Consider the following 19,092-nt stretch of genomic DNA (forward strand, 5'->3'; position numbering starts at 1 on the left):
GCTTATGCTTACGAAGTAAGTTTTCCTTCAGAATACTCTTAGGAGGGTTCAACATGTTCAGAACGATGCTGAAATCGAAAATTCACCGCGCTACCGTAACGGAAGCCAATCTTAATTACGTAGGAAGCATTACGATCGACGAGGATCTGTTGGATCTGATCGATATGCTGCCTAACGAGAAAGTGCAAATCGTAAACAACAATAACGGCGCACGGTTCGAAACTTATATTATTCCCGGACCGCGCGGGTCCGGTGTCATCTGTCTGAACGGGGCGGCTGCGCGCATGGTGCATGTAGGGGATACCGTCATTATTTTATCTTATGTCATGTTGACCGACGAAGAAGCCAGAAAGCATCATCCGCAAGTGGCCATCATGGGCGAGAATAACAAGGTCGTCAGCGTATTGAAGGAAGAAATTCATTCCACCGTCCTGTAACGAATGAAAACAAGTCCGGGGGCAAAAAATGAGGGTATGCTCAGCTTAAAGGCGGTGGGATGCATACATGTTCAAACATTTATTTGCCTCCATGAACGAGATGCTGGACGAGATTGCCTCCAAGTACGATAAGGCGACAGGAGCAAGAAAGAAGGAGCTGCAGGAAAAGCTTCGCACGCTAAAGGCCATGAGCGATACGTTTATCGAAGAATGGCTGTTGTTTGAAGAAAAGCTGGCCGCGTTCCATCAGCAGCAGCACCATCATCCTTTATATGCTGCCAATATGATGGACCCGGAATTGGAAGGCAAGCGGTCGGACGAATTTGTGCGCGGACAAGGTTATTACAAACTGTGGATGTACGACGAGGCGATCCGCGAATTTTCCGCTATCGTCAGCAAACAGCCTGATTTTACATTGGCGCGAGTTTATTTGGCCATGAGCTACTTGCGCAGAGGAGATATCGCGGAAAGCTACAGTCATTTTCATTTTTTGGCGCAATTAACGAATAACCTGCAGATGAGAGCTATTTCTTACAATGCGATGGGATGTATTCAAGCAGCTCATCACGACAATATGGATAAAGCCGCGGAATATTTTAATTTGGCGTTTCAAACGGACCCGAGCAGCGTTCAGCCTCTGATGGAGATGGGACTGTGCTGCGAAAAGAAGGGCCAGCTGCAGTTTCACCAGCAGCCTTACCGTTAAACGAAGGATAAGTTTACTATTCCCTTTTCCCGAGAGTATTGGTATGCTTAGAAGAGAGTGGGAATGAAGGGATTGACATAAAAGTAATGAAATTCGCGGTTTTGGATTTTGAAACGACCGGGAGCCAGCCTGCGGATCGCATCATACAGGTTGGCCTCGTCATTATACAAGACGACTACATCATCGACAGGTATACTTCTCTGGTCAATCCCGGGATAGGTATACCTTCTTCTATAACGTCGTTAACCGGCATTGACGATGAGATGGTCAAAGATGCCCCAGAGCTTGATACGGTTATTGGGCAAATGGTGCCGCTTTTGCAGGATACCGTCCTGGTCGGGCATAATATCGCCTTTGATTTGGCGTTCTTGCAGCGGGCTCTGGATGAGCACGGTTATTTTCCGTTCGACGGCAAGGTGCTGGACACGATGGATACGCTGCGCGTGCTGTTTCCGTATTTGGGCAGCCTGCAGCTAAACATGGTTTGCCAGTCGCTCGGCATTGAGCATGAACGGCCGCATCAGGCGGACAGCGACGCCGAAGCGACGGCGCTTGTTTGGCTGCGCTGCTTGGAGAGGCTCCAAAGCTTGCCGCTGCTTACGCTTCAGCGGTTATCCCTTATTTTCGATGAAGTGACTAGCGATCTCGGATGGTTTCTTCATGAAATGAAAGCGTATAAGGAAATGTTTACCTCTGTGGATACGGAGGAAGGACGTTATTTTCGCCAGTTTGCCATCAATGTGGATGAATGGGGCAACGAAGAGCCGGTGCGCGAGGACGACGAAATGCAGTCGATCCCGGATAGCTTCGCCGAATTTTATGAATGGCTCAAACAGCAGCTGCAAATCCGTTTCGAGTCCTACGAGGACCGCGAAGCTCAGGTGAAGATGCTGGAAGAGGTCGAAGCCGCTTTCGAAGAAGGCAAGCATCTGATGATCGAAGCGGGAACCGGCACGGGCAAATCGCTCGGTTATTTGATTCCGTCGCTGTATTACGGGCTGAAGAAGGATAAGAAGGTGCTTGTCAGCACGCACACCATCAATTTGCAGGAGCAGATTAGAGAAAGAGACATACCGCTTCTGCACAGTTTATTTCCGGTGGGCTTTCGCGCGGCGGTGTTGAAAGGAAGAAGTCATTATTTGTGCTTGCGCAAATTCGAGCATAAAATGAATCTTCAAGATTTTGAAAACGGCAAAGAAGACCGGATCACGGCCGGACAAATGCTTGTCTGGCTTAGCGAAACGAAGCAGGGCGACGAAGAAGAGCTGCATTTTGCCACGAATAAAGGCAATCAGTTTTGGCATACGGTGGCAAGCGATTCCGATTCCTGTCTGAACAGAGCATGCCCCTGGTTCAAACGCTGCTTTTATCATCGTGCCCGGCATGAGTCCAATACGGCCGATGTCATTATAACCAACCACTCTATGCTGTTTACGGATACGAAGGCGGAAAACCGGCTTCTGCCGTCCTATAAGCATCTTGTTATCGATGAAGCGCATCATTTCGAGGAAGTAGCCAGCAAGCATTTGGGTATCGAGCTGTTCTACGGGGCTTTCCTGAATACGTTATGGTGGCTGTATAAAGATGGCCGCAGCGGCCAATTATCTTCCCTGAAGGCCAGGCTGCAGCGCGAGGAATCGGAGCGGGCGCAAGCGTGGAGCGGCGTTATCGACGCGGTCATTCCGAAAATCGTTGCGATTAAGGAACAGTGGGACGAACTGGCCGAGCTGCTGTACCAACTGCTTGCCTCGCGTTCCGATCCGTCGCAAACCGAGGGCGGACAGCTTGTATTCCGGATTAAGAAAGACCAGACGCCAAGCTCGTGGGATAAGCTGCTTGTTCTCGAAGAGAACATTTATTTGAACTGCTCCGAGGTTTTGAAAAAACTGGATAAAATGCTCAGCGAAATGAAGGAGCTTCAAGACGAGCAGGATCTTCAGGGAGTCGTAACCGATATCGGCGGCACCGTCAAGGAGCTGTACCGTCACCGCGACAATCTGCATTTTTTTATGACGATGCCGGACGACAATTACGTATATTGGCTTGAAGGGGGACAGCATAACAAGAGCAAATCGCTGCAGCTCGTTTGCGTTCCGATCGACGTCAGCCCGATGCTTCAGCAGCACTTTTTCGAGGTAAAAGACAGCGTCATCATGACCTCGGCTACGCTTTCCGTAGGCAAGTCTTTTGGTTATACCTGCGAGCAGCTGGGACTTGAAGAAGTGAAGGACGGCTCCGTACAGGCCAAACTGAAGACGGTGCAGCTGCCTTCTCCTTTCAATTATCGTCAGCAGGCGCTGGTGGCGATTCCAAGAGATTTCCCCAGCATTCGCGGCAATTCAGGAGAGAAGCAGTTCTTGGACCGGCTGACGCAATCGCTTGCCGAGGTAGCGCTGGAGACCAAAGGACGTATGCTGGTGCTGTTCACGTCCAATCGGATGCTGAAGCTCACTCACGCGGCATTGAAGGAAGTGCTGAGCCCTTTTGGCATTCAGGTATTGGGTCAAGGGGTTGACAGCAGCAACCGGAGCAAGCTGACCCGCTTGTTCCAGAACAGTCCGGCGAGCGTACTGCTGGGAACGAGCAGCTTCTGGGAAGGCGTGGACATTCCCGGCGACGCGCTGAGTTGTCTGGCGATCGTGCGGCTTCCGTTCCAGCCTCCGAATCATCCGTTAGTGGAAGCGAAGACGGAAAATTTGAAGAAGCTTAACCAAAATCCTTTCATGAAGCTGTCGGTGCCCCAGGCCGTGATCCGCTTTAAGCAGGGCTTCGGGAGATTGGTTCGGACGGCGAACGATAAAGGCATTGTCATTATATATGATACCCGGGTCATTGATACGACATATGGAAAGTACTTCTTGTACTCGCTGCCCGGCCCCAAAATCGAGCATATGCCGACCAATCAATTGGTACCGAGAATTAAGCAGTGGATGGGGGAAAGCGACGTATGAAAACAATTAAAATTTCTGAAGCGGTCGTTCGCAGACTGCCGGTTTATTTGCGGTTTTTAAACGAATTGAGCAAAAAAAGCGTGAACACGGTATCTTCGCAGGATTTGGGTCAAAAGCTGGATCTTAACCCGGCTCAAATCCGTAAAGATCTCGCCTATTTCGGAGAGTTCGGCAAAAAAGGCATCGGCTATGACGTCGACTATTTAATCGAAAAAATACGGCAAATTTTAAAGCTTGATAAGGTGATTCCGGTTGCGCTCGTCGGAGCGGGGAACCTTGGGCGGGCGTTATGCAACTATAACGCTTATTTGAAAGATAATATGAAAATTGTCGCCGTTTTCGACGCGCACGCATCGAAGATCGGGGAGTCGATCAACAATTTGAATGTGAAGCCGATGGAAGAGCTCAAAGAAGCGATACAAGAGCTTCACGTAAGAATCGGTATCATTACCGTTCCTGCCGCTGAAGCGCAAGGGGTAGCGAATCAGTTCGTCGAGGCCGGAGTCGAAGCGATTTTAAATTTTGCTCCGATTATTATTAAAGTACCGAATGAAATTCGGGTGCATCACGCCGATTTTACGACGGAGCTGCAAAGCCTCGCTTATTATCTCGATTAGAGTTTCAACTCCGTCCCGGAGACAGAGCGCATACCAAAAAGCCTGCAGCGCTGCAGGCTTTTTGGTATTTATAAAATTGTAGCGGGCGGAGGAATCGGGCCCGACTCACTCTCTATGCGCTAACGTGAATCTTTTCTTTACTTATGTATGCGGTCGGGTTCAGCAGTCAAGTTCAGACGAACAGAACGACGACTTTGTAAATGAGATAAGAAAGCGCCATACTAATCGGTATCGTAATGACCCAAGTCATAACCATTTTGGTAACGGTCGCCCACTTTACGTCGTGGAATCTCAGCACCGATCCCGTTCCGATAATCGAGGACGAAATGACATGCGTCGTGGACAGCGGCATCCCCATTGCCGTCGAAATCTGAATGACGATGGATGAATTCAGATCGGAAGCGAACCCGTTGATCGGCTCGATCTTAATCAGATTTTTGCTCATGGTCTTGATGATCTTCCAGCCGCCGATCGAAGTGCCGAGGCCCATGGCGGTAGCCGCGCATAATTTGACCCATAACGGCACGTCCAGATTGGTTTGGTACCCTAACGCCACCATTCCGAAAACGATAATTCCCATTGCTTTCTGAGCATCGTTGCCTCCGTGCGACAGGGAGAGAAGACCGGCCGAAAAAATTTGAAAAAACCGGAACATTCGATTTAGCTTCGAGCGGGAATGATTGCCGCTGGCAAAAATAATCTGTTTAATGATCCACATAATGATGAATCCTGTTGCAAAAGCGATCATGGGAGACAGGATCAGAATAGCGATAATTTCTTTAAAGCCGCTCCAGTTGACTGCGGATATCCCCGCACCGGCCACGACGGCGCCGGCTAAAGCTCCGATCAACGTATGCGAGGAGGAGGAAGGAATGCCGAAATACCAAGTGACTAAATTCCATATAATAGCCGTAATTAATGCCGCGATGACAACGGTAACCCCGTTTTCGATGGTTGCCGGATTGGCGACTTTGCCGCCGATCGTTTTGGCCACTTCAGAGGAGTAAACCGCTCCGATAAAATTGAGGGTGGCCGCGAAAAAAACGGCTACCTTAGGGGATAATGCCCTGGTCGATATCGATGTTGCAATCGCATTGGCCGTATCGTGAAAGCCGTTGATGAAATCGAACAGCAAAGCCAATCCTACGATGATGAACAAAAGGGTTAACATAATTACCTCCTACCGGTTGCGAAGCAGCTTACGAATAACGCAATACGACGCTTTCCAAAATGTTCGCTACGTCTTCACAGGCATCCGTAGTTTGCTCAAGGCGTTCATAGAGCTCCTTAAGCTTGAAATCGTGATAAGGGTCTTGAGGATTCAAGAAAATTTCGCGAATTCCTTCCCGCATTAACCGGTCGGCCTCGTTCTCCAAGCTGTTGATTTGGACGGTATGTTCGGTAATTTGCATATATTTCTTTTTGGACAATAGTTTGAAGGCATCGAGAATATGCTGGCAGCTGGCAACAAGAACGGCGGAAAACTCCTGCATATACTTATCGCTCTCGTTAATGTTCAAATAATCGAAACGTGCGATCGTCGCTTCGATCCCGTCGATGACATCGTCGACTTTGGAGGCAAGTTCCATAATATCTTCCCGATCCAATGGGGTAATGAACACTTTGTTCAGCCCTTTGAAAATTTGATGGGTAATCTGATCGCCTTTGTTCTCTAAATCCTTCAATTGAGGATAGAACGCTGCGGGCGGTTGATCTCCCATTACGGCGTTGCGAAACATTTGCGCCGCGTGCAGCGTATTTTCCGACGCTTTGATCAGCAGGAGCAAAAAGTCGGTATCGTTCTTTTTGGCGAAAAGCATGAAACAGCCTCCTTCAATATATGTAAATAATTTACACAACGAATAATGATCGCGAATAATGTAGAATAAGCGTGAAAATGAACACCAAAAATAAAAATAACACATCAGAGTAAGGGAATGCAATCATAGTTTATCCAATTCAGAATATGTTCATCAAACATTAATGATGCAGCGGTTAAACCTCTTGACAGCCGCTCTATTACTTGCTTTTCGGCTAACGAAGTTGTACAGTGGAGGTTGATGCTAGGAGTCGGAAAGGATAAGGTGATTATGAAAAAAACGATAATTACTAACGGACAATTCATTATATGGAATGAACAACATCCGATCGTTAACGGTTGTATGGTAATAGAAGACAACCGGATTACATATATCGGCACGGAAGCGCCGCTGCCGCTGGAGCAGTATGACGAACGTATTGACGGAACGAACAAGCTGTTCATGCCGGGGCTTGTCAACACGCATTGCCATGCGGCAATGTCGCTCTTGCGCGGCTACGGCGACGACCTCGCGCTGCAGGTTTGGCTGCAGGAGAAAATGTGGCCGATGGAAGGCAAGTTTACCGCTCACGATGTTCGTTGGGGAACGGAGCTGTCCATCCTGGAGATGATCAAGGGAGGGACGACGACGTTCGTCGATATGTACGATCATATGAACGAAGTCGCGCAGGCTGTGGAGCGCAGCGGAATGCGCGCCGTCTTGACGCGCGGCGTGATCGGCTTATGTCCTCCGGAGGTACAGGACGCCAAGCTGAAGGAAGCCGTGCAATTTGCCCGTGATTGGAACGGCCAAGCGAACGGACGCATTACGACGATGATGTCTCCGCATGCTCCGTATACTTGTCCTCCCGATTACATCGAGAAAATTGTGCAGGCGGCTCACGACCTGAATTTGCCTATTCATACGCATATGTCGGAGACGGCCCGCGAAGTGCAGGATAACGTAGATCAATACGGGGCGAGACCCGTAGAGCATCTGGAAAAGCTTGGCGTATTCGCCAGACCGACGCTGGTAGCCCATGCCGTGCATTTGACGGATGAAGAAATTTCGCTGCTGCAAAAATATGACGTTCGCGTATCGCATAATCCCGGCAGCAACCTCAAGCTCGCAAGCGGAGTCGCCCGGGTGCCCGAGCTGCTGAAGCGCGGCGTGAAGGTGTCGCTCGGCACCGACGGCGCGGCAAGCAACAATAATTTGGATATGTTCGAAGAAATCCGGCTTGCCGCGCTGATTCATAAAGCGGTCACCGGCGATCCCGTCGCTGTGCCGGCCGAGGAAGCGATCCGCATGGGGACGCTGGAAGGCGCCCGTTCCATATGGCTTGACGATGTCGGCGCCCTCGAAGCGGGGATGAAGGCCGATTTCATCGCCATCGATATCGATCAGGCTCATTTCTTTCCGAAAACGAATTATGTTTCGCATGTGGTGTACTCCGCATCGGCCAAAGATGTGACAGATGTATGGGTAGACGGGAAGCGTCTCGTGAAGAACGGCGAATGTTTGACGATTGACGAGGAAAAAGTACTGGCCGAAGCTCAGCGCTGCTTTGAGCGGTTGACTAGCGCATAAATAAAGTGTCGTGATGCTGGCGCCAAATTCAGCGGCGTTCTGGCAAAAATGTTTAGGAGGTCAATCCCCCGATGAAACTGAAAATAACGATAGCCTCCGTAGCTGTCGTTGCTCTTCTGTTATTTTTTGGAGGACGGTTCATCAACGCGGTTCAGGAAGACGAATGGAAAATCCAGCGGGCCGCAGTTCAGACCGCCTATCAAAAAACGTTGTTAACTAAAGCGGACAAAGTCGAAAGGTTCGTCGGAGACAAGCCGTATACGGTCATTCACGGTGAGAATAAAATCGGACAGAAGATGATCGTATGGGTCGGGGAAGAGGAATTGTTCGCGCAGATGGCGTCGGACGGCGTCACTGAAGAGCAAATCGAAGCCCAGGTCGAAGCCAAGCATCCGGAAGCGGACTTATTAAGGGCGATGCCGGGCGTTCTGAACGGCGCTTTAATATGGGAGGCTTTCTACAAGCTGCCGGCGGATGATTCGGGCGATGAGCGCTATTATTACGATTATTATACTTTTAAAGAGGGCACGTTGCTGGATACGTATCGTTTGAGCATTCAATAGATGGCGCAGCTGTCGCATCGCATTTTCGCATATATAGCGGATTGCGGTGCCGCGGCGGCGCTTTTTTTAATACAACGGCGGCTGCGGTTGGGATAGGATGCATTACCACACATTACATCGGGCAAACTGATATATCATATGATATACTTTCTATATACTTTAGTTGATATATTATTATATAGAAAGGGGGACGTCGGCTCATGAAGTTGCGTCTCTTACCTGTGATAGTGAGTGTAGTAGTTTCCGCCACCGTGCTGTTCGGAGGTTGGTTCGTATATCAAAGCTATGCAATGGAAAGTCCGCTTACGAATATTGTCCAAGAAACCCCGGGAGTGGAGCTGGTCACTACGCGGTTTACGGCAAACGATGCGGAAATCGATATTAAAATGACGCCGGGAACCAGCCTGCGTGAAGTGTATGACCATATTCAAAGCGAAGGATCTTCGATTCTCGGTAAAAAAGAACTGAAATTAAAGGTTGTGAACGATTCGTCCGCCGATCTGGATGCATGGTGGTCGTCCGCCTTGTTCGACGTAGCCCAGGCGATGGAAACCAAACATTATTCGGACATTCCAGCGACGCTGAAATCGCGCGCCGGTACGGTATCTGACCTGCAAGTATCTACGGAAATGAACGATAAATACGTATTTATTACATTGACGAACGGGGATAAAAGCAAATATGTTATGCTCCCGCGCACGCCTGAGAAGTTAGGGGTGTGGCCGAATGAGTAAAATTTATAAGGAAATTTTCATCGGAACGGTTCCCGTTGTTATCATTTTCTTGTTTTTTATCGGCATCAATGCGATTCCGCTTGTGTTTGCGGCCGTCATTTTAGGCACAATACTGTATATGAACCAGATGCGCGGCGGCAGCAGCGGCTTCGGAGGCTCCGAACGAAAAGCCCGGACCCGAAAGGCGCCGGCGTACTTGACCTTTGACGATATCGGAGGGCAGCAGCGGGCCAAAATCGAGCTTAAGGAAGCTCTGGATTTTTTGATCAAGCATGAAGAGATCCGCAAGCTGGGCATTCGCCCTTTGAAGGGGATTCTTCTTGAAGGGCCTCCCGGAACGGGGAAAACGCTGCTTGCCAAGGCCGCGGCGCATTATACGAATTCGGTGTTCATCGCCGCTTCCGGCAGTGAGTTTGTCGAAATGTATGTCGGCGTAGGGGCGAGCCGGGTCCGCGAATTGTTTAAGGAAGCGCGCAGCCGCGCCGCAAAGGAAAACAAAGAGAGCGCCATTGTGTTTATCGACGAGATCGACGTGATCGGCGGCAAGCGCGACGGAGGGCAGCATCGCGAATACGATCAGACGTTAAACCAGCTGCTGACGGAGATGGATGGCATTCATACGACCGATTCTCCGCGCATTCTCCTTATGGCGGCGACGAACCGCAAGGAGATGCTGGACAGCGCGCTGCTTCGTCCTGGCCGTTTCGACCGTCATATCGAAGTGGATCTGCCGGACAAGAAGGGCCGCTTGCATATCTTGAATATACACGGCAAAAACAAGCCGCTGTCAGAGCAAGTGAATTTGGAGATGATCGCCGAGGAAACGTTCCAATTCTCCGGCGCGCAGCTGGAGAGCGTTATGAACGAGGCGGCCATTTACGCGATGCGCGAAGAATCGCCGCTGATCGAACAGAAGCATTTGTCGCAAGCTGTAGACAAGGTGATGATCGGAGAGCGGACGGACCGCGAATCGACGAAGGAAGAACGAGATAGAGTAGCGCTTCATGAACTGGGACATGCTATAGCCGCAGAGAACGTTCGTCCGGGTTCGGTATCCCAGGTTGCGCTCAGCCCGCGCGGCAAAGCGCTCGGCTATGTGCGTCATAATCCGCAGCAGGACCAGTATTTGTATACAAAGGAGCAGCTGGAGGAGCAAATTATTGTCGCTTTGGGCGGCGCCGTAGCCGAGGAGATGTTCTACGGCGGGCGGAGCACCGGTTCCCGCAACGATTTTGAACAGTCGCTGCACCTAGTGCGCACGATGATGGACTCTGGATTAACGAATCTCGGTATTATCGACCGTCAAATGGTGACGAAGGAAGAGCTGATGAAGGAAAACGCCGCTATTTTGGAGCAGCTGACCGAACGCACGCGCGAGATTTTGGAACGGCACCGCATCGTATTCGAGCAGTCGCTTTCGATTCTTGTAAAAGAAGAGGTTTTGTCGGGAGACCAGTTCCGTCAATTGCTGGAGCAATCCCGATTGCAGACCGCATAGAACAAAATGACGCCAAAAGCTTGAGGTTCAGGCCGTTTGCCTGCAGCTTCGAGCTTTTTTTGTCGTTTTCCGCAACTTTTCCGTCATTTTGGCGTCTATTTTTTTGGTAAGTTTCGCCATAATACCGGTCGTTTTTGCATAATAGCCGCATTCATAACAAAATTCAAAATACATAAGCTGAGGTGTAAGATGAGAGTTGCTACTACGTTATTATCTTTACTGCTATTTTCCTTGCTGTTATGTCCGATGATGGCTTTCGCCGCGGTACAGCCGATCCAGCTGTTTCTGAACGGCAAGCCGCTTGTCGCGGAGGTGCCTCCGCGCATTATTAAGGACAATACCGTCGTTCCTGTCCGAATCATTGCCGAGTCGCTAGGGTCCAAGGTCAAATGGGATGAAAAGAGCCGTAAAGTAACGATCGATAAGTCGGGCGTCAGCATCCAGCTGTTCATCGACAAGCAGAGTGCTCTCGTGAACAACGAATCGTTCGAATTGGAAACGGCTCCAACAATCGTGGACGGCAATACGCTGCTTCCGCTGCGCTTTGTCAGCGAGCAGTTCGGAGTGGACGTAACCTGGGACGACTTGACCCGTTCCGTGTTTTTATACCAGTCGGAGGGCGACGTCAAAGAGGCGGTCTCCTCGCCCGCGGCGGGCGCAGACGGCAAACCGGCGGCCGGGGAAGAAGCCGGAGCGAAACCGGGCAAAGACGAAGGAGCCGCAACCGCCGGCAAGGACGAAGGCAAAACGGACGGCCGGACGGAGAGCAAGCCGCAGGATAACGCCGGTGATAAGCAGCAAGATAAGCCGGGCGAGAAACAGCAGAACGCAGCAGGGGACAAGCAACAGGACAAGCCTGAGCCGGATAAAACAGGCGGAAGCGCAGCCGCGGCGGACGCGGGCAAGAACAATGCTGCAGGAACCGCGGCGGACAAGCCGGGAAGCGTCAATCCGTCCGGACAACCCGGTTCCCCTGCGGAAGGGAAGGACGGCGGCAAGGATCAGAATAAAGACCAGGCCAAGGAGCCTTTGACGACGATCCGCTCGATAGCGCTTGAGGGCGACCAGTTTGTGATCAAAACGAGCGGCGCCGATCAAGCAGCGAACGTATCGGCCGTGAACAGTCAAAACCGTATCGTCATCGATATTCCGTACGGCCAGCTTGACCCGACGCTCAAGCTGAACGACAAGGGCGAGGGAACCATCAAGGTAAACCGGGCCGGCGTCTCGCAAATTCGATATTTGCTATTTTCAAAAGAATCGTCTATCGTTAGAATAATAATAGATTTAACTAATAGAGTAGATTTCAAGCCGTCCGTGAAAAAGGTGCCGAATCAGCTGTCGTGGACGATCTCCGCGGCCAAGGATAAATACAAGGTAGTCATCGATCCGGGGCATGGGGGCAAAGACAGCGGCGCGATCTCGGCGACAAAACGCATGGAGAAAGACTTTGTGCTTTCGCTCGGCCTTAAGGTGAACAAGCTGCTTCAGAAAGAGCCCAAAATCGAGCCGTACATGACCCGCGGCGACGATACGTTCGTCGAGCTTGCAGACAGGGCTTCTTTCGCCAACAACATGAACGCGGATCTGTTCGTCTCCATTCACGCCAATTCGGCGGGCAAGGAATCCGTAGAAGGCGTGGAAACGTATTATTATACGGACCAAAGCTTGCCTTTCGCCAAATTGATGCATGAACAATTATTGAAATCTACGCAGTTTCCCGACCGCAAGGTGAAGCAGGAAAATTTCTATGTCGTTAAAAATACGACGATGCCTTCTCTGCTGCTGGAAATCGGATTTTTAACGAACAAGTCCGAGGAAGCAGTTATGTATCAGGATGCATTTCAAGATCGAGTTGCCGCGTCCATCGTTGCTGCTATCAAACAGCAGTTGAATATCGACTAAGGAGAGGATAGCGATGCAAAGACGGTTAGTGAACGGCGCCATTATCGGAATTACGCTGGTCGCGCTGCTCGCCGCATGCGGGCAGAAACAACCCGCGCCGGCAGCCGGCGGACAGGAGACGGGCAAGCAGGCGCAATCGTCGGCGCCGACTCCGACCCCGACTCCGGCGGCCCAAGACGTCAAGCAGATGAAGATTAAAACCTATTATGGCGATGAGAATGGAGAAAGACTGGTCGAGCAGGAAGCGGTCATCTCTTACAAACAGGACAACGACAAGTATTTGGCCGCGCTGAAGACGTTGACGGTAAGTTCCGACGACAAGCGAATTCCATTGATGAAGGGCTTTACCTTCAATTCCGTCACGCTGAAGGATCAGACCCTGACTGTCGACGTATCGATGGCTCCCGAATCCAGGCTGGGTTCCGGGGGAGAGAGCTTGCTGCTGCAAGCTTTGAAAAAGAACGTATTTCAATTTTCAGAGATTCAGAATCTGGACATTTTGCTTGACGGCAAAGCCGTGGAAAGCTTGATGGGACATATGGATCTGCCTCATCCGATTAAGCGCGGATAACCGCGCTTTTGTTGAAGCTGGCAATCGAAGAATTCCGGGAGGAGCAAGTATATGAACAACAAGTATAAGCATTCAAAGAAAATGGCGGCAGGAATTATCGCTTTATCCGTGCTGGTCGCAAGTCCCGTCTATGCGGCGGATACCGTGACCAAAACGAGCGCAACAAGCAGTACGACAACGGCCTTTACCGACGTAAGCAGCGATCATTGGGCTATCAAGCATATTACGAAGCTGGCGGCGCTTGGAATTATCCAAGGGGTGGACAAGGGCAAATTCAGCCCGGATACGCAGGTATCCCGGCAGGATGTCGTCATTATGGCGATCCGAATGATGGGTCTTGAGAACGAAGCGCTGAAGAACAAGAGCGAGACGATTCTTCCGGTGACCGTAGACAGCTACGCCAAGCCTTATATTGCTTACGCATTCGATAAAGGGCTGATAACCGTCGACGAAGAAGCCGATACGAACGGCTCCGGCAGCGCCGGCTCCAAAGCTTCCGGCTCGGATAACGCCAAATCCAAAACCGCTTGGGGTTCAAGCCCGGCCAGCCGGGAATGGGTCTGTAAGCTGGTTATCCGCGCCATCGACAAGCAGGATTTGGCCGACAAGAAAAGCGCCGATTCTTCGATATTCCAGGATGCCAAGGACATGTCTTCATGGGCCGTCGGTTATATCAACGCGGCGGTTAGCCTTGAAATCGTAAACGGTGTGGACGATAACAATTTCGATCCGAAAGGCAACGTGACGAGAGCGCAAATGGCGACCTTCCTCAGCCGTGCGGACAAGGAGCTTACGACGCATTCGGAGCGCGTGGCGATCGGGTATATGATGGATTTGAAAGACCGCAAGATTACCGTGATGGATAAGCAGGGTAAAACGAGCGAATATACGCTGGCGTCGGATACGGTATTCTACAAGGGCGATTCGCGGATTCCTTCCAGCGATATTAAAGAAACGAATGAAGTCTATGTCATTCAGGATAGAGGAACGGCTTCCTACATAGAGCTTACTAACGATACGGAGCAAATGGAGACGTATGAGGGGACGCTGGAGCAGCTCTACGTGTCCAAAATGATGGTTTCCGTCTCTCAAGGAGGAACCGAGGATCTGAAGGATCTGGCGGAAAACGTGACGGTTACCGATAGTGACGGCCGAGGGCTGAGCTTAAGCTCGATACCGGTCGGAAGCATTATCCAATTGAAGCGGAATCTTCTTATTCCTAATTCCAAATATTCGAAAATTGTTGTGAAACAGGTGCCGATCAGCAAGACGTCGGAGGGAACGATCGTCAGCATCGATGCGGATCAAAATACGATCACGTTCCTGGAGAAAACATCCGGAGAAAACGAATCGTTCCCGATTAGCGTCAAGCTGGCGGTTACGCTTCCGGGGAATGCGACAGGGGATTTATCCAAGCTGAGAGTCGGCGACATCGTTTCTTATGACATTAAAAACAATCAAATTACCGGCGTGAAGGTGAGCAAGCAGGCCGATATCGGCAGCGCCGTGGAAGGAACGCTGACCAGCGTCAGCGACGACAAGAAAATATTGACGATCAACAAGCCGGACAATACCCTCGGTGCTTTTTATATCGACGATAATGCCGTTGTCTCGATCGACGGATTGGGAACGGCGGGCTTCTTCGATTTGGAGCTGGGCGACAAGCTGAAGCTGGATCTGGTCAATGAGAAGGTTGTGAAAGTGACGGTCACAAGCCGTGGCGTTACACAGCTGTCCTTCGCCAGAATCGTCAACTACGATGCGGAAAACAAGCTGTTGACCGTTACGGACGAGAACGGAACTCCTTATGCCTATAAAATGACGGAGACGACAGGCATCAGCTATTGGGACGCGCCGATGAATTTGGACGACTTCACCAGCAAGTTCACGAAAACCAAAGGAACCAAGGTCGATCTGAAAGTGTCCAAGGACAAAGTCGTAAGCATCAAATATGCCAAAGACGCGGAAGGTGCGGTATCTCAGGTTAACGCGTCGACGGGCCAAATTACGATCCGTACGGCAGGCGGGCAAAACGTAACCTTCGGCATTACGGCGAGCGTCCCGGTCGAGACGCTGGCTATCGCCAATGCGACGATCAGCGACGTGAAGATTGGCGACAACATTGTAGGTTCATTGAACCGCGACCAAGATACGATTATGTCGATCGCGATTAAGAAAACGGCGGTTTATAAAACGCAAATTACCGATAACAAAGAGCGTCAGGTCAGCGTGAAAGATTCGAGCGGCGGGAAGCTTACATTCGTCATCGATAACAACGACAAAATATTGAATCCGGGCAAAGCGACCCACAGCTTCGAAGATATTGCGATCGACGAGTATATGAAAGTAGCGTATACGGGCAAAAAGCTGGAAAGCGTAGAGCTGCTTACCGCGAATCGCGGTAAAGTGACTGCCGTCGACACGGCTTCGGGAACCATTACGGTTCAAGATTATACTGCGGGCGTTCAGACCATTACCGTAGGCAAGCAGTTCTCCGTGAATATTGGAGGCGCCGCATCGGCTGATCTCGCTTCGGTGAAGGTCAACGATCGAGTTGAAGTGGTCAAGGGCGATCAGACCATTATTACGGTAGCTGCGGCGAGCAAGCGTAAAGTGCAGGCTTATGATTCCGTATTGAATCTGATGCAGCTTAAAGCGGGCGTGTCCGGGGATAAAACGACCTATACTTTGTATTCCAAAGCTTATTTGCATCAGGGCGCATCGGCCGTAGCCGCGGGAAGCTTCGCCGAAAATGACGATGTGACGATTTACGTGCTCGACGATAAAATTTACGAGATGGAAAAATAATAGAGTAAAGAGCGAAAAGTGAAGTAACTTTTATTGCAAAAGCGCCGTCTAAAGGGGAGAAGCTGCATTTCTGCCGTTTAGACGGCTTTTGTATCTCAAGAACTATATTTTTTTATGAAATTTCGTGAAAAGTTCGTATTTTGTCGGATGAAGTCATTGATTCCTGACGCTTGATTCGTTAAACTGAAGTTTATACTACTAGAAAGAGGTAGCTTGTCACTATGAACAAGAAGCAGGTTCGGGAAGTATTGAATACGATAGCGGAGATGTTCCCGGATGCTCATTGCGAGCTCAATCATACGAATCCTTTTGAGCTGACGATAGCCGTATTGTTATCTGCGCAATGTACGGATGAGACGGTCAACAAAGTAACTGCTTCCTTGTTTCAAAAGTACAAGCGTCCCGAAGACTATCTTGCCGTTCCAGTAGAAGAATTGGAGCAGGATATTCGTCGAATCGGGTTATTCCGCAATAAAGCCAAAAACATTCAAGCGCTGTGCGCGATGTTGTTGGACAAGTACGGCGGCGAAGTTCCCAAGCTTCACGAACAGCTGGTCGAGCTTCCGGGCGTAGGTCGCAAGACGGCCAATGTCGTTGTGTCCAACGCTTTTGGCGTCCCCGCTATCGCAGTGGATACTCACGTAGAGCGCGTATCCAAGCGTTTGGGAATGGCGAACCTGAAGGATTCCGTCCTGGAAGTCGAGAAAAAGCTTATGAAGCTGGTTCCCCGGGAGGAATGGACGGATACGCATCATCGGCTTATTTTTTTCGGGCGTTATCATTGCAAAGCGCAAAATCCGCAATGCGGCGGCTGTCCTTTGGCCGCAACGTGCCGTGAAGGAAAAAAACGTATGAAATCCGGTAGTCGTAGGAAACCTATACAGTAGCAATCTTTACCACAGCAAAAAGATAAGGATGGGATTATCATGAAATGTATTTCGGTATATACCAACGATTTTGAAGTGTTCTCCGATATTTACGAGAAAGTATTGAATACGCCTCTGGCGGAAAATGAAGAGAAGCAAGTCGAGGGCGTTACGGTGATGGAATCGGGAGATGTGCCCGACAATTACATAGACCGTATGAAAACAAAGCCCGAGGTTGTCGTTATGAAAGTGCGGGATAAGGACATTACGATTTTGCAGCACCGCAATTTGTTCGAAATTTTTATCCCCGTGAATGAAAGTGTGGTACACTAAAAGCCGAAGCAATTCGGTTTTTTTTGTTGTTCCAGAGCATGAGAATAGATACGGGGAGATTGGGATGAGCAACTTGACGGTTATTGGGGAAACGATGGAAAGCGCCATTCGTACACTGCTTCAGCAGGTGGAGCGGGAGCAGGACGGCGGCAATGCGAAAAAATTAAAACAGCTGCTGCAAAAAGCGGAAAGCGGCGGCTTCTATATTGCGTTCTGCGGACATTTCTCGGCAGGCAAATCGAGCTTGATCAACAAGCTGTGCGGCCATCAGCTGCTGCCTTCGAGCCCGATTCCGACGAGCGCGAATATTGTCAGCATCAGCAACGGCGAGTCCGGAGCGCAAGTCGCTCACAGAACCGAAAACGAAGGAGAAGCGCCGAAGGTGCAATCCGTGCCGCTCAGCGAGCTGGCCGCCTATTGCAAAAACGGCGAAGATATCGAAACGGTTAATCTCCGTTATCCGATTCCTTTTCTTGGCGATCACGCTTCGCTGCTCGATACGCCGGGAATCGATTCGACGGACGACGCGCATCAGCTGGCGACGGAATCCGCGCTGCATTTGGCCGATGTCGTCTTCTATGTGATGGATTACAATCACGTTCAGTCGGAAATTAACTTTGCTTTTACGAAAAAGATGAAAGAGTGGGGCAAACCTCTCTATTTGCTGATCAATCAGGTCGACAAACACCGGGATCAGGAGCTGTCGTTCGAAGATTATCAGGCGGGGGTCCGCGAAGCGTTCGCCAACTGGCATATTCAGCCCGACGGCATCGTCTATACGTCGGTGAAGGCGCCGGACCATCCGCACAGCGAATGGGGCAAGCTAGATTGGCTGCTGCGCCGTCTGATCGAGGAGCGCGGGCCGCTCGCCGCGCTGAGTCTGGGGCAATCGGCGCAGCATTTGGCCGCGGCGCATGCCGGGAAGATGGCCGAACGCAATGAGTCGGCCAAAGAGGAGCTGCGCGCCCGTCTGGCCGCCGACGAGGAGGCCGAGTCGGCGCAGCGGCAGCAGGCGGAGCTGAGCCGGGCGCTGACGGACGGCGAAGCGAAGCCGGAGGCGCTGCGTGCGGCGCTGCGCAAGGAAACGGGGGGAATATTGGATAACGCCAATATTACCCCTGCCGTAACGCGCGATCTCGCGCACGATTATTTGCAAAGCCGGAAGCCCGGCTTCAAGGTCGGTTTCTTCGCCGGCGCGGCGAAGACGGCGAAGGAAGTGGAACGGCGTCTGCTTGCGTTCCATGCGGATTTTGCCGGGCAAGTGGCGACGCAGATCGAGCGTCATCTGCAGCAGGCGCTTGCCAAAGGCGTGGAGGCGGAGGCGGGGCCTCTGCTTGCGCCCGAGCGGATTCGCGAAGCCGCGGAACGGCTTCATCTGGAAGTTGCGCCCGGCTGGCTGGCCGAGCAGGTGAATGAGGCCGCCGGGTTCGGAGGCGACTATACGCTCAACTATACGAAGCAGCTCGCCGGCGAGGTGAAGCTGCAGTACCGCAAGCTCGCGTTCGAGCTGATCGACGAGCTGACGGCGGCTCTTGCGGCCGCGCAGGAGCCTCAGCTCCGCGAGCTGCGCGAGCGGCTCGCCGCGCTCGAAGGCCGCCTCGGCAGCCTGCGCGAGCTCGAGCGCATCGCCGCCGCGGAGGCGGCCTACGCCGCGCAGCTGGCGGCGCCGCTCGCCGCGCTGCAGGCGCCTGCGCCAGCGCTGCCGGACCCGGCG

Annotated in this window: 16 protein-coding genes; 14 read left to right on the top strand and 2 right to left on the bottom strand. The window is 51.3% G+C overall.

The window, feature by feature from the left end; genetic code table 11:
* Nucleotides 1-53: 53 nt before the first annotated feature.
* The 4 genes from panD to N0M98_RS20415 all read left to right on the top strand — a co-directional run bounded on the left by panD (nucleotide 54) and on the right by N0M98_RS20415 (nucleotide 4,711).
* A complete protein-coding gene (gene panD / locus N0M98_RS20400) occupies nucleotides 54-437 on the top strand; it encodes an aspartate 1-decarboxylase (protein ID WP_259618971.1) in 384 nt (127 codons plus the stop codon).
* 67 nt (nucleotides 438-504) lie between these two features.
* A complete protein-coding gene (locus N0M98_RS20405; protein ID WP_259618972.1) occupies nucleotides 505-1,143 on the top strand; it encodes a tetratricopeptide repeat protein in 639 nt (212 codons plus the stop codon).
* 86 nt (nucleotides 1,144-1,229) lie between these two features.
* A complete protein-coding gene (gene dinG / locus N0M98_RS20410; protein ID WP_259618973.1) occupies nucleotides 1,230-4,094 on the top strand; it encodes an ATP-dependent DNA helicase DinG, 3'-5' exoribonuclease type in 2,865 nt (954 codons plus the stop codon).
* Nucleotides 4,091-4,711 carry a redox-sensing transcriptional repressor Rex gene (locus N0M98_RS20415; RefSeq protein ID WP_259618974.1) on the top strand — a complete coding sequence of 207 codons (621 nt, stop codon included), beginning with the start codon at nucleotides 4,091-4,093 and terminating at the stop codon, nucleotides 4,709-4,711. Before dinG ends, N0M98_RS20415 begins: the two co-directional genes overlap by 4 nt.
* Before the next feature lie 172 nt (nucleotides 4,712-4,883).
* Here N0M98_RS20415 and N0M98_RS20420 read toward each other — a convergent pair whose 3' ends face one another.
* Both N0M98_RS20420 and N0M98_RS20425 read right to left on the bottom strand, forming a co-directional pair.
* On the bottom strand, nucleotides 4,884-5,882 hold the full coding sequence (locus N0M98_RS20420; RefSeq protein ID WP_259618975.1) for an inorganic phosphate transporter: 999 nt from the start codon (nucleotides 5,880-5,882) through the stop codon (nucleotides 4,884-4,886).
* A 28-nt stretch (nucleotides 5,883-5,910) separates the two neighbouring features.
* Nucleotides 5,911-6,531, bottom strand: coding sequence for a DUF47 domain-containing protein (locus N0M98_RS20425; RefSeq protein ID WP_249864079.1), 621 nt, complete (start codon nucleotides 6,529-6,531; stop codon nucleotides 5,911-5,913).
* A gap of 270 nt (nucleotides 6,532-6,801) precedes the next feature.
* On the opposite strand from N0M98_RS20425, the gene N0M98_RS20430 reads away from it, so the two are divergent.
* The 10 genes from N0M98_RS20430 to N0M98_RS20475 all read left to right on the top strand — a co-directional run.
* Entirely contained in the window at nucleotides 6,802-8,100 is a 1,299-nt protein-coding gene (locus N0M98_RS20430; RefSeq protein WP_249864078.1) for an amidohydrolase, read from the top strand.
* 71 nt (nucleotides 8,101-8,171) lie between these two features.
* Nucleotides 8,172-8,663: a cell wall elongation regulator TseB-like domain-containing protein gene (locus N0M98_RS20435; protein WP_249864077.1), complete on the top strand. Its 492-nt coding sequence runs from the start codon at nucleotides 8,172-8,174 to the stop codon at nucleotides 8,661-8,663.
* Between the two features lie 200 nt (nucleotides 8,664-8,863).
* The gene (locus N0M98_RS20440; RefSeq protein ID WP_259618976.1) at nucleotides 8,864-9,397 is read left to right on the top strand and encodes a hypothetical protein; all 534 of its coding nucleotides are present in this window, start codon (nucleotides 8,864-8,866) and stop codon (nucleotides 9,395-9,397) included.
* Nucleotides 9,390-10,895, top strand: a complete 1,506-nt coding sequence (locus tag N0M98_RS20445) for an AAA family ATPase (RefSeq protein WP_249864075.1) — start codon at nucleotides 9,390-9,392, stop codon at nucleotides 10,893-10,895. Before N0M98_RS20440 ends, N0M98_RS20445 begins: the two co-directional genes overlap by 8 nt.
* Before the next feature lie 189 nt (nucleotides 10,896-11,084).
* Nucleotides 11,085-12,800, top strand: coding sequence for an N-acetylmuramoyl-L-alanine amidase (locus N0M98_RS20450; protein WP_259618977.1), 1,716 nt, complete (start codon nucleotides 11,085-11,087; stop codon nucleotides 12,798-12,800).
* 13 nt (nucleotides 12,801-12,813) lie between these two features.
* Nucleotides 12,814-13,371, top strand: a complete 558-nt coding sequence (locus tag N0M98_RS20455; protein WP_249864073.1) for a GerMN domain-containing protein — start codon at nucleotides 12,814-12,816, stop codon at nucleotides 13,369-13,371.
* A 51-nt stretch (nucleotides 13,372-13,422) separates the two neighbouring features.
* Nucleotides 13,423-16,179 carry an S-layer homology domain-containing protein gene (locus N0M98_RS20460; protein ID WP_249864072.1) on the top strand — a complete coding sequence of 919 codons (2,757 nt, stop codon included), beginning with the start codon at nucleotides 13,423-13,425 and terminating at the stop codon, nucleotides 16,177-16,179.
* 221 nt (nucleotides 16,180-16,400) lie between these two features.
* A complete protein-coding gene (gene nth / locus N0M98_RS20465) occupies nucleotides 16,401-17,066 on the top strand; it encodes an endonuclease III (RefSeq protein WP_249864071.1) in 666 nt (221 codons plus the stop codon).
* 39 nt (nucleotides 17,067-17,105) lie between these two features.
* Nucleotides 17,106-17,378, top strand: coding sequence for an NAD/NADP transhydrogenase alpha subunit (locus N0M98_RS20470; RefSeq protein WP_249864070.1), 273 nt, complete (start codon nucleotides 17,106-17,108; stop codon nucleotides 17,376-17,378).
* Nucleotides 17,379-17,442: 64 nt separating this feature from the next.
* The coding region (locus tag N0M98_RS20475; RefSeq protein WP_259618978.1) for a dynamin family protein at nucleotides 17,443-19,092 on the top strand (1,650 nt) is incomplete at its 3' end.

The sequence above is a fragment of the Paenibacillus doosanensis genome, from assembly GCF_025060755.1.
GTDB classification, from domain to species: Bacteria; Bacillota; Bacilli; order Paenibacillales; family NBRC-103111; genus Paenibacillus_S; species Paenibacillus_S doosanensis.

Excerpts from the sequence above, each read along its gene's own strand:
- panD (WP_259618971.1), top strand. The coding sequence starts at position 54 with ATGTTCAGAACGATGCTGAAATCGAAAATTCACCGCGCTACCGTAACG.
- N0M98_RS20405 (WP_259618972.1), top strand. The coding sequence starts at position 505 with ATGTTCAAACATTTATTTGCCTCCATGAACGAGATGCTGGACGAGATT.
- dinG (WP_259618973.1), top strand. The coding sequence starts at position 1,230 with ATGAAATTCGCGGTTTTGGATTTTGAAACGACCGGGAGCCAGCCTGCG.
- N0M98_RS20415 (WP_259618974.1), top strand. The coding sequence starts at position 4,091 with ATGAAAACAATTAAAATTTCTGAAGCGGTCGTTCGCAGACTGCCGGTT.
- N0M98_RS20420 (WP_259618975.1), bottom strand. The coding sequence starts at position 5,882 with ATGTTAACCCTTTTGTTCATCATCGTAGGATTGGCTTTGCTGTTCGAT.
- N0M98_RS20425 (WP_249864079.1), bottom strand. The coding sequence starts at position 6,531 with ATGCTTTTCGCCAAAAAGAACGATACCGACTTTTTGCTCCTGCTGATC.
- N0M98_RS20430 (WP_249864078.1), top strand. The coding sequence starts at position 6,802 with ATGAAAAAAACGATAATTACTAACGGACAATTCATTATATGGAATGAA.
- N0M98_RS20435 (WP_249864077.1), top strand. The coding sequence starts at position 8,172 with ATGAAACTGAAAATAACGATAGCCTCCGTAGCTGTCGTTGCTCTTCTG.
- N0M98_RS20440 (WP_259618976.1), top strand. The coding sequence starts at position 8,864 with ATGAAGTTGCGTCTCTTACCTGTGATAGTGAGTGTAGTAGTTTCCGCC.
- N0M98_RS20445 (WP_249864075.1), top strand. The coding sequence starts at position 9,390 with ATGAGTAAAATTTATAAGGAAATTTTCATCGGAACGGTTCCCGTTGTT.
- N0M98_RS20450 (WP_259618977.1), top strand. The coding sequence starts at position 11,085 with ATGAGAGTTGCTACTACGTTATTATCTTTACTGCTATTTTCCTTGCTG.
- N0M98_RS20455 (WP_249864073.1), top strand. The coding sequence starts at position 12,814 with ATGCAAAGACGGTTAGTGAACGGCGCCATTATCGGAATTACGCTGGTC.
- N0M98_RS20460 (WP_249864072.1), top strand. The coding sequence starts at position 13,423 with ATGAACAACAAGTATAAGCATTCAAAGAAAATGGCGGCAGGAATTATC.
- nth (WP_249864071.1), top strand. The coding sequence starts at position 16,401 with ATGAACAAGAAGCAGGTTCGGGAAGTATTGAATACGATAGCGGAGATG.
- N0M98_RS20470 (WP_249864070.1), top strand. The coding sequence starts at position 17,106 with ATGAAATGTATTTCGGTATATACCAACGATTTTGAAGTGTTCTCCGAT.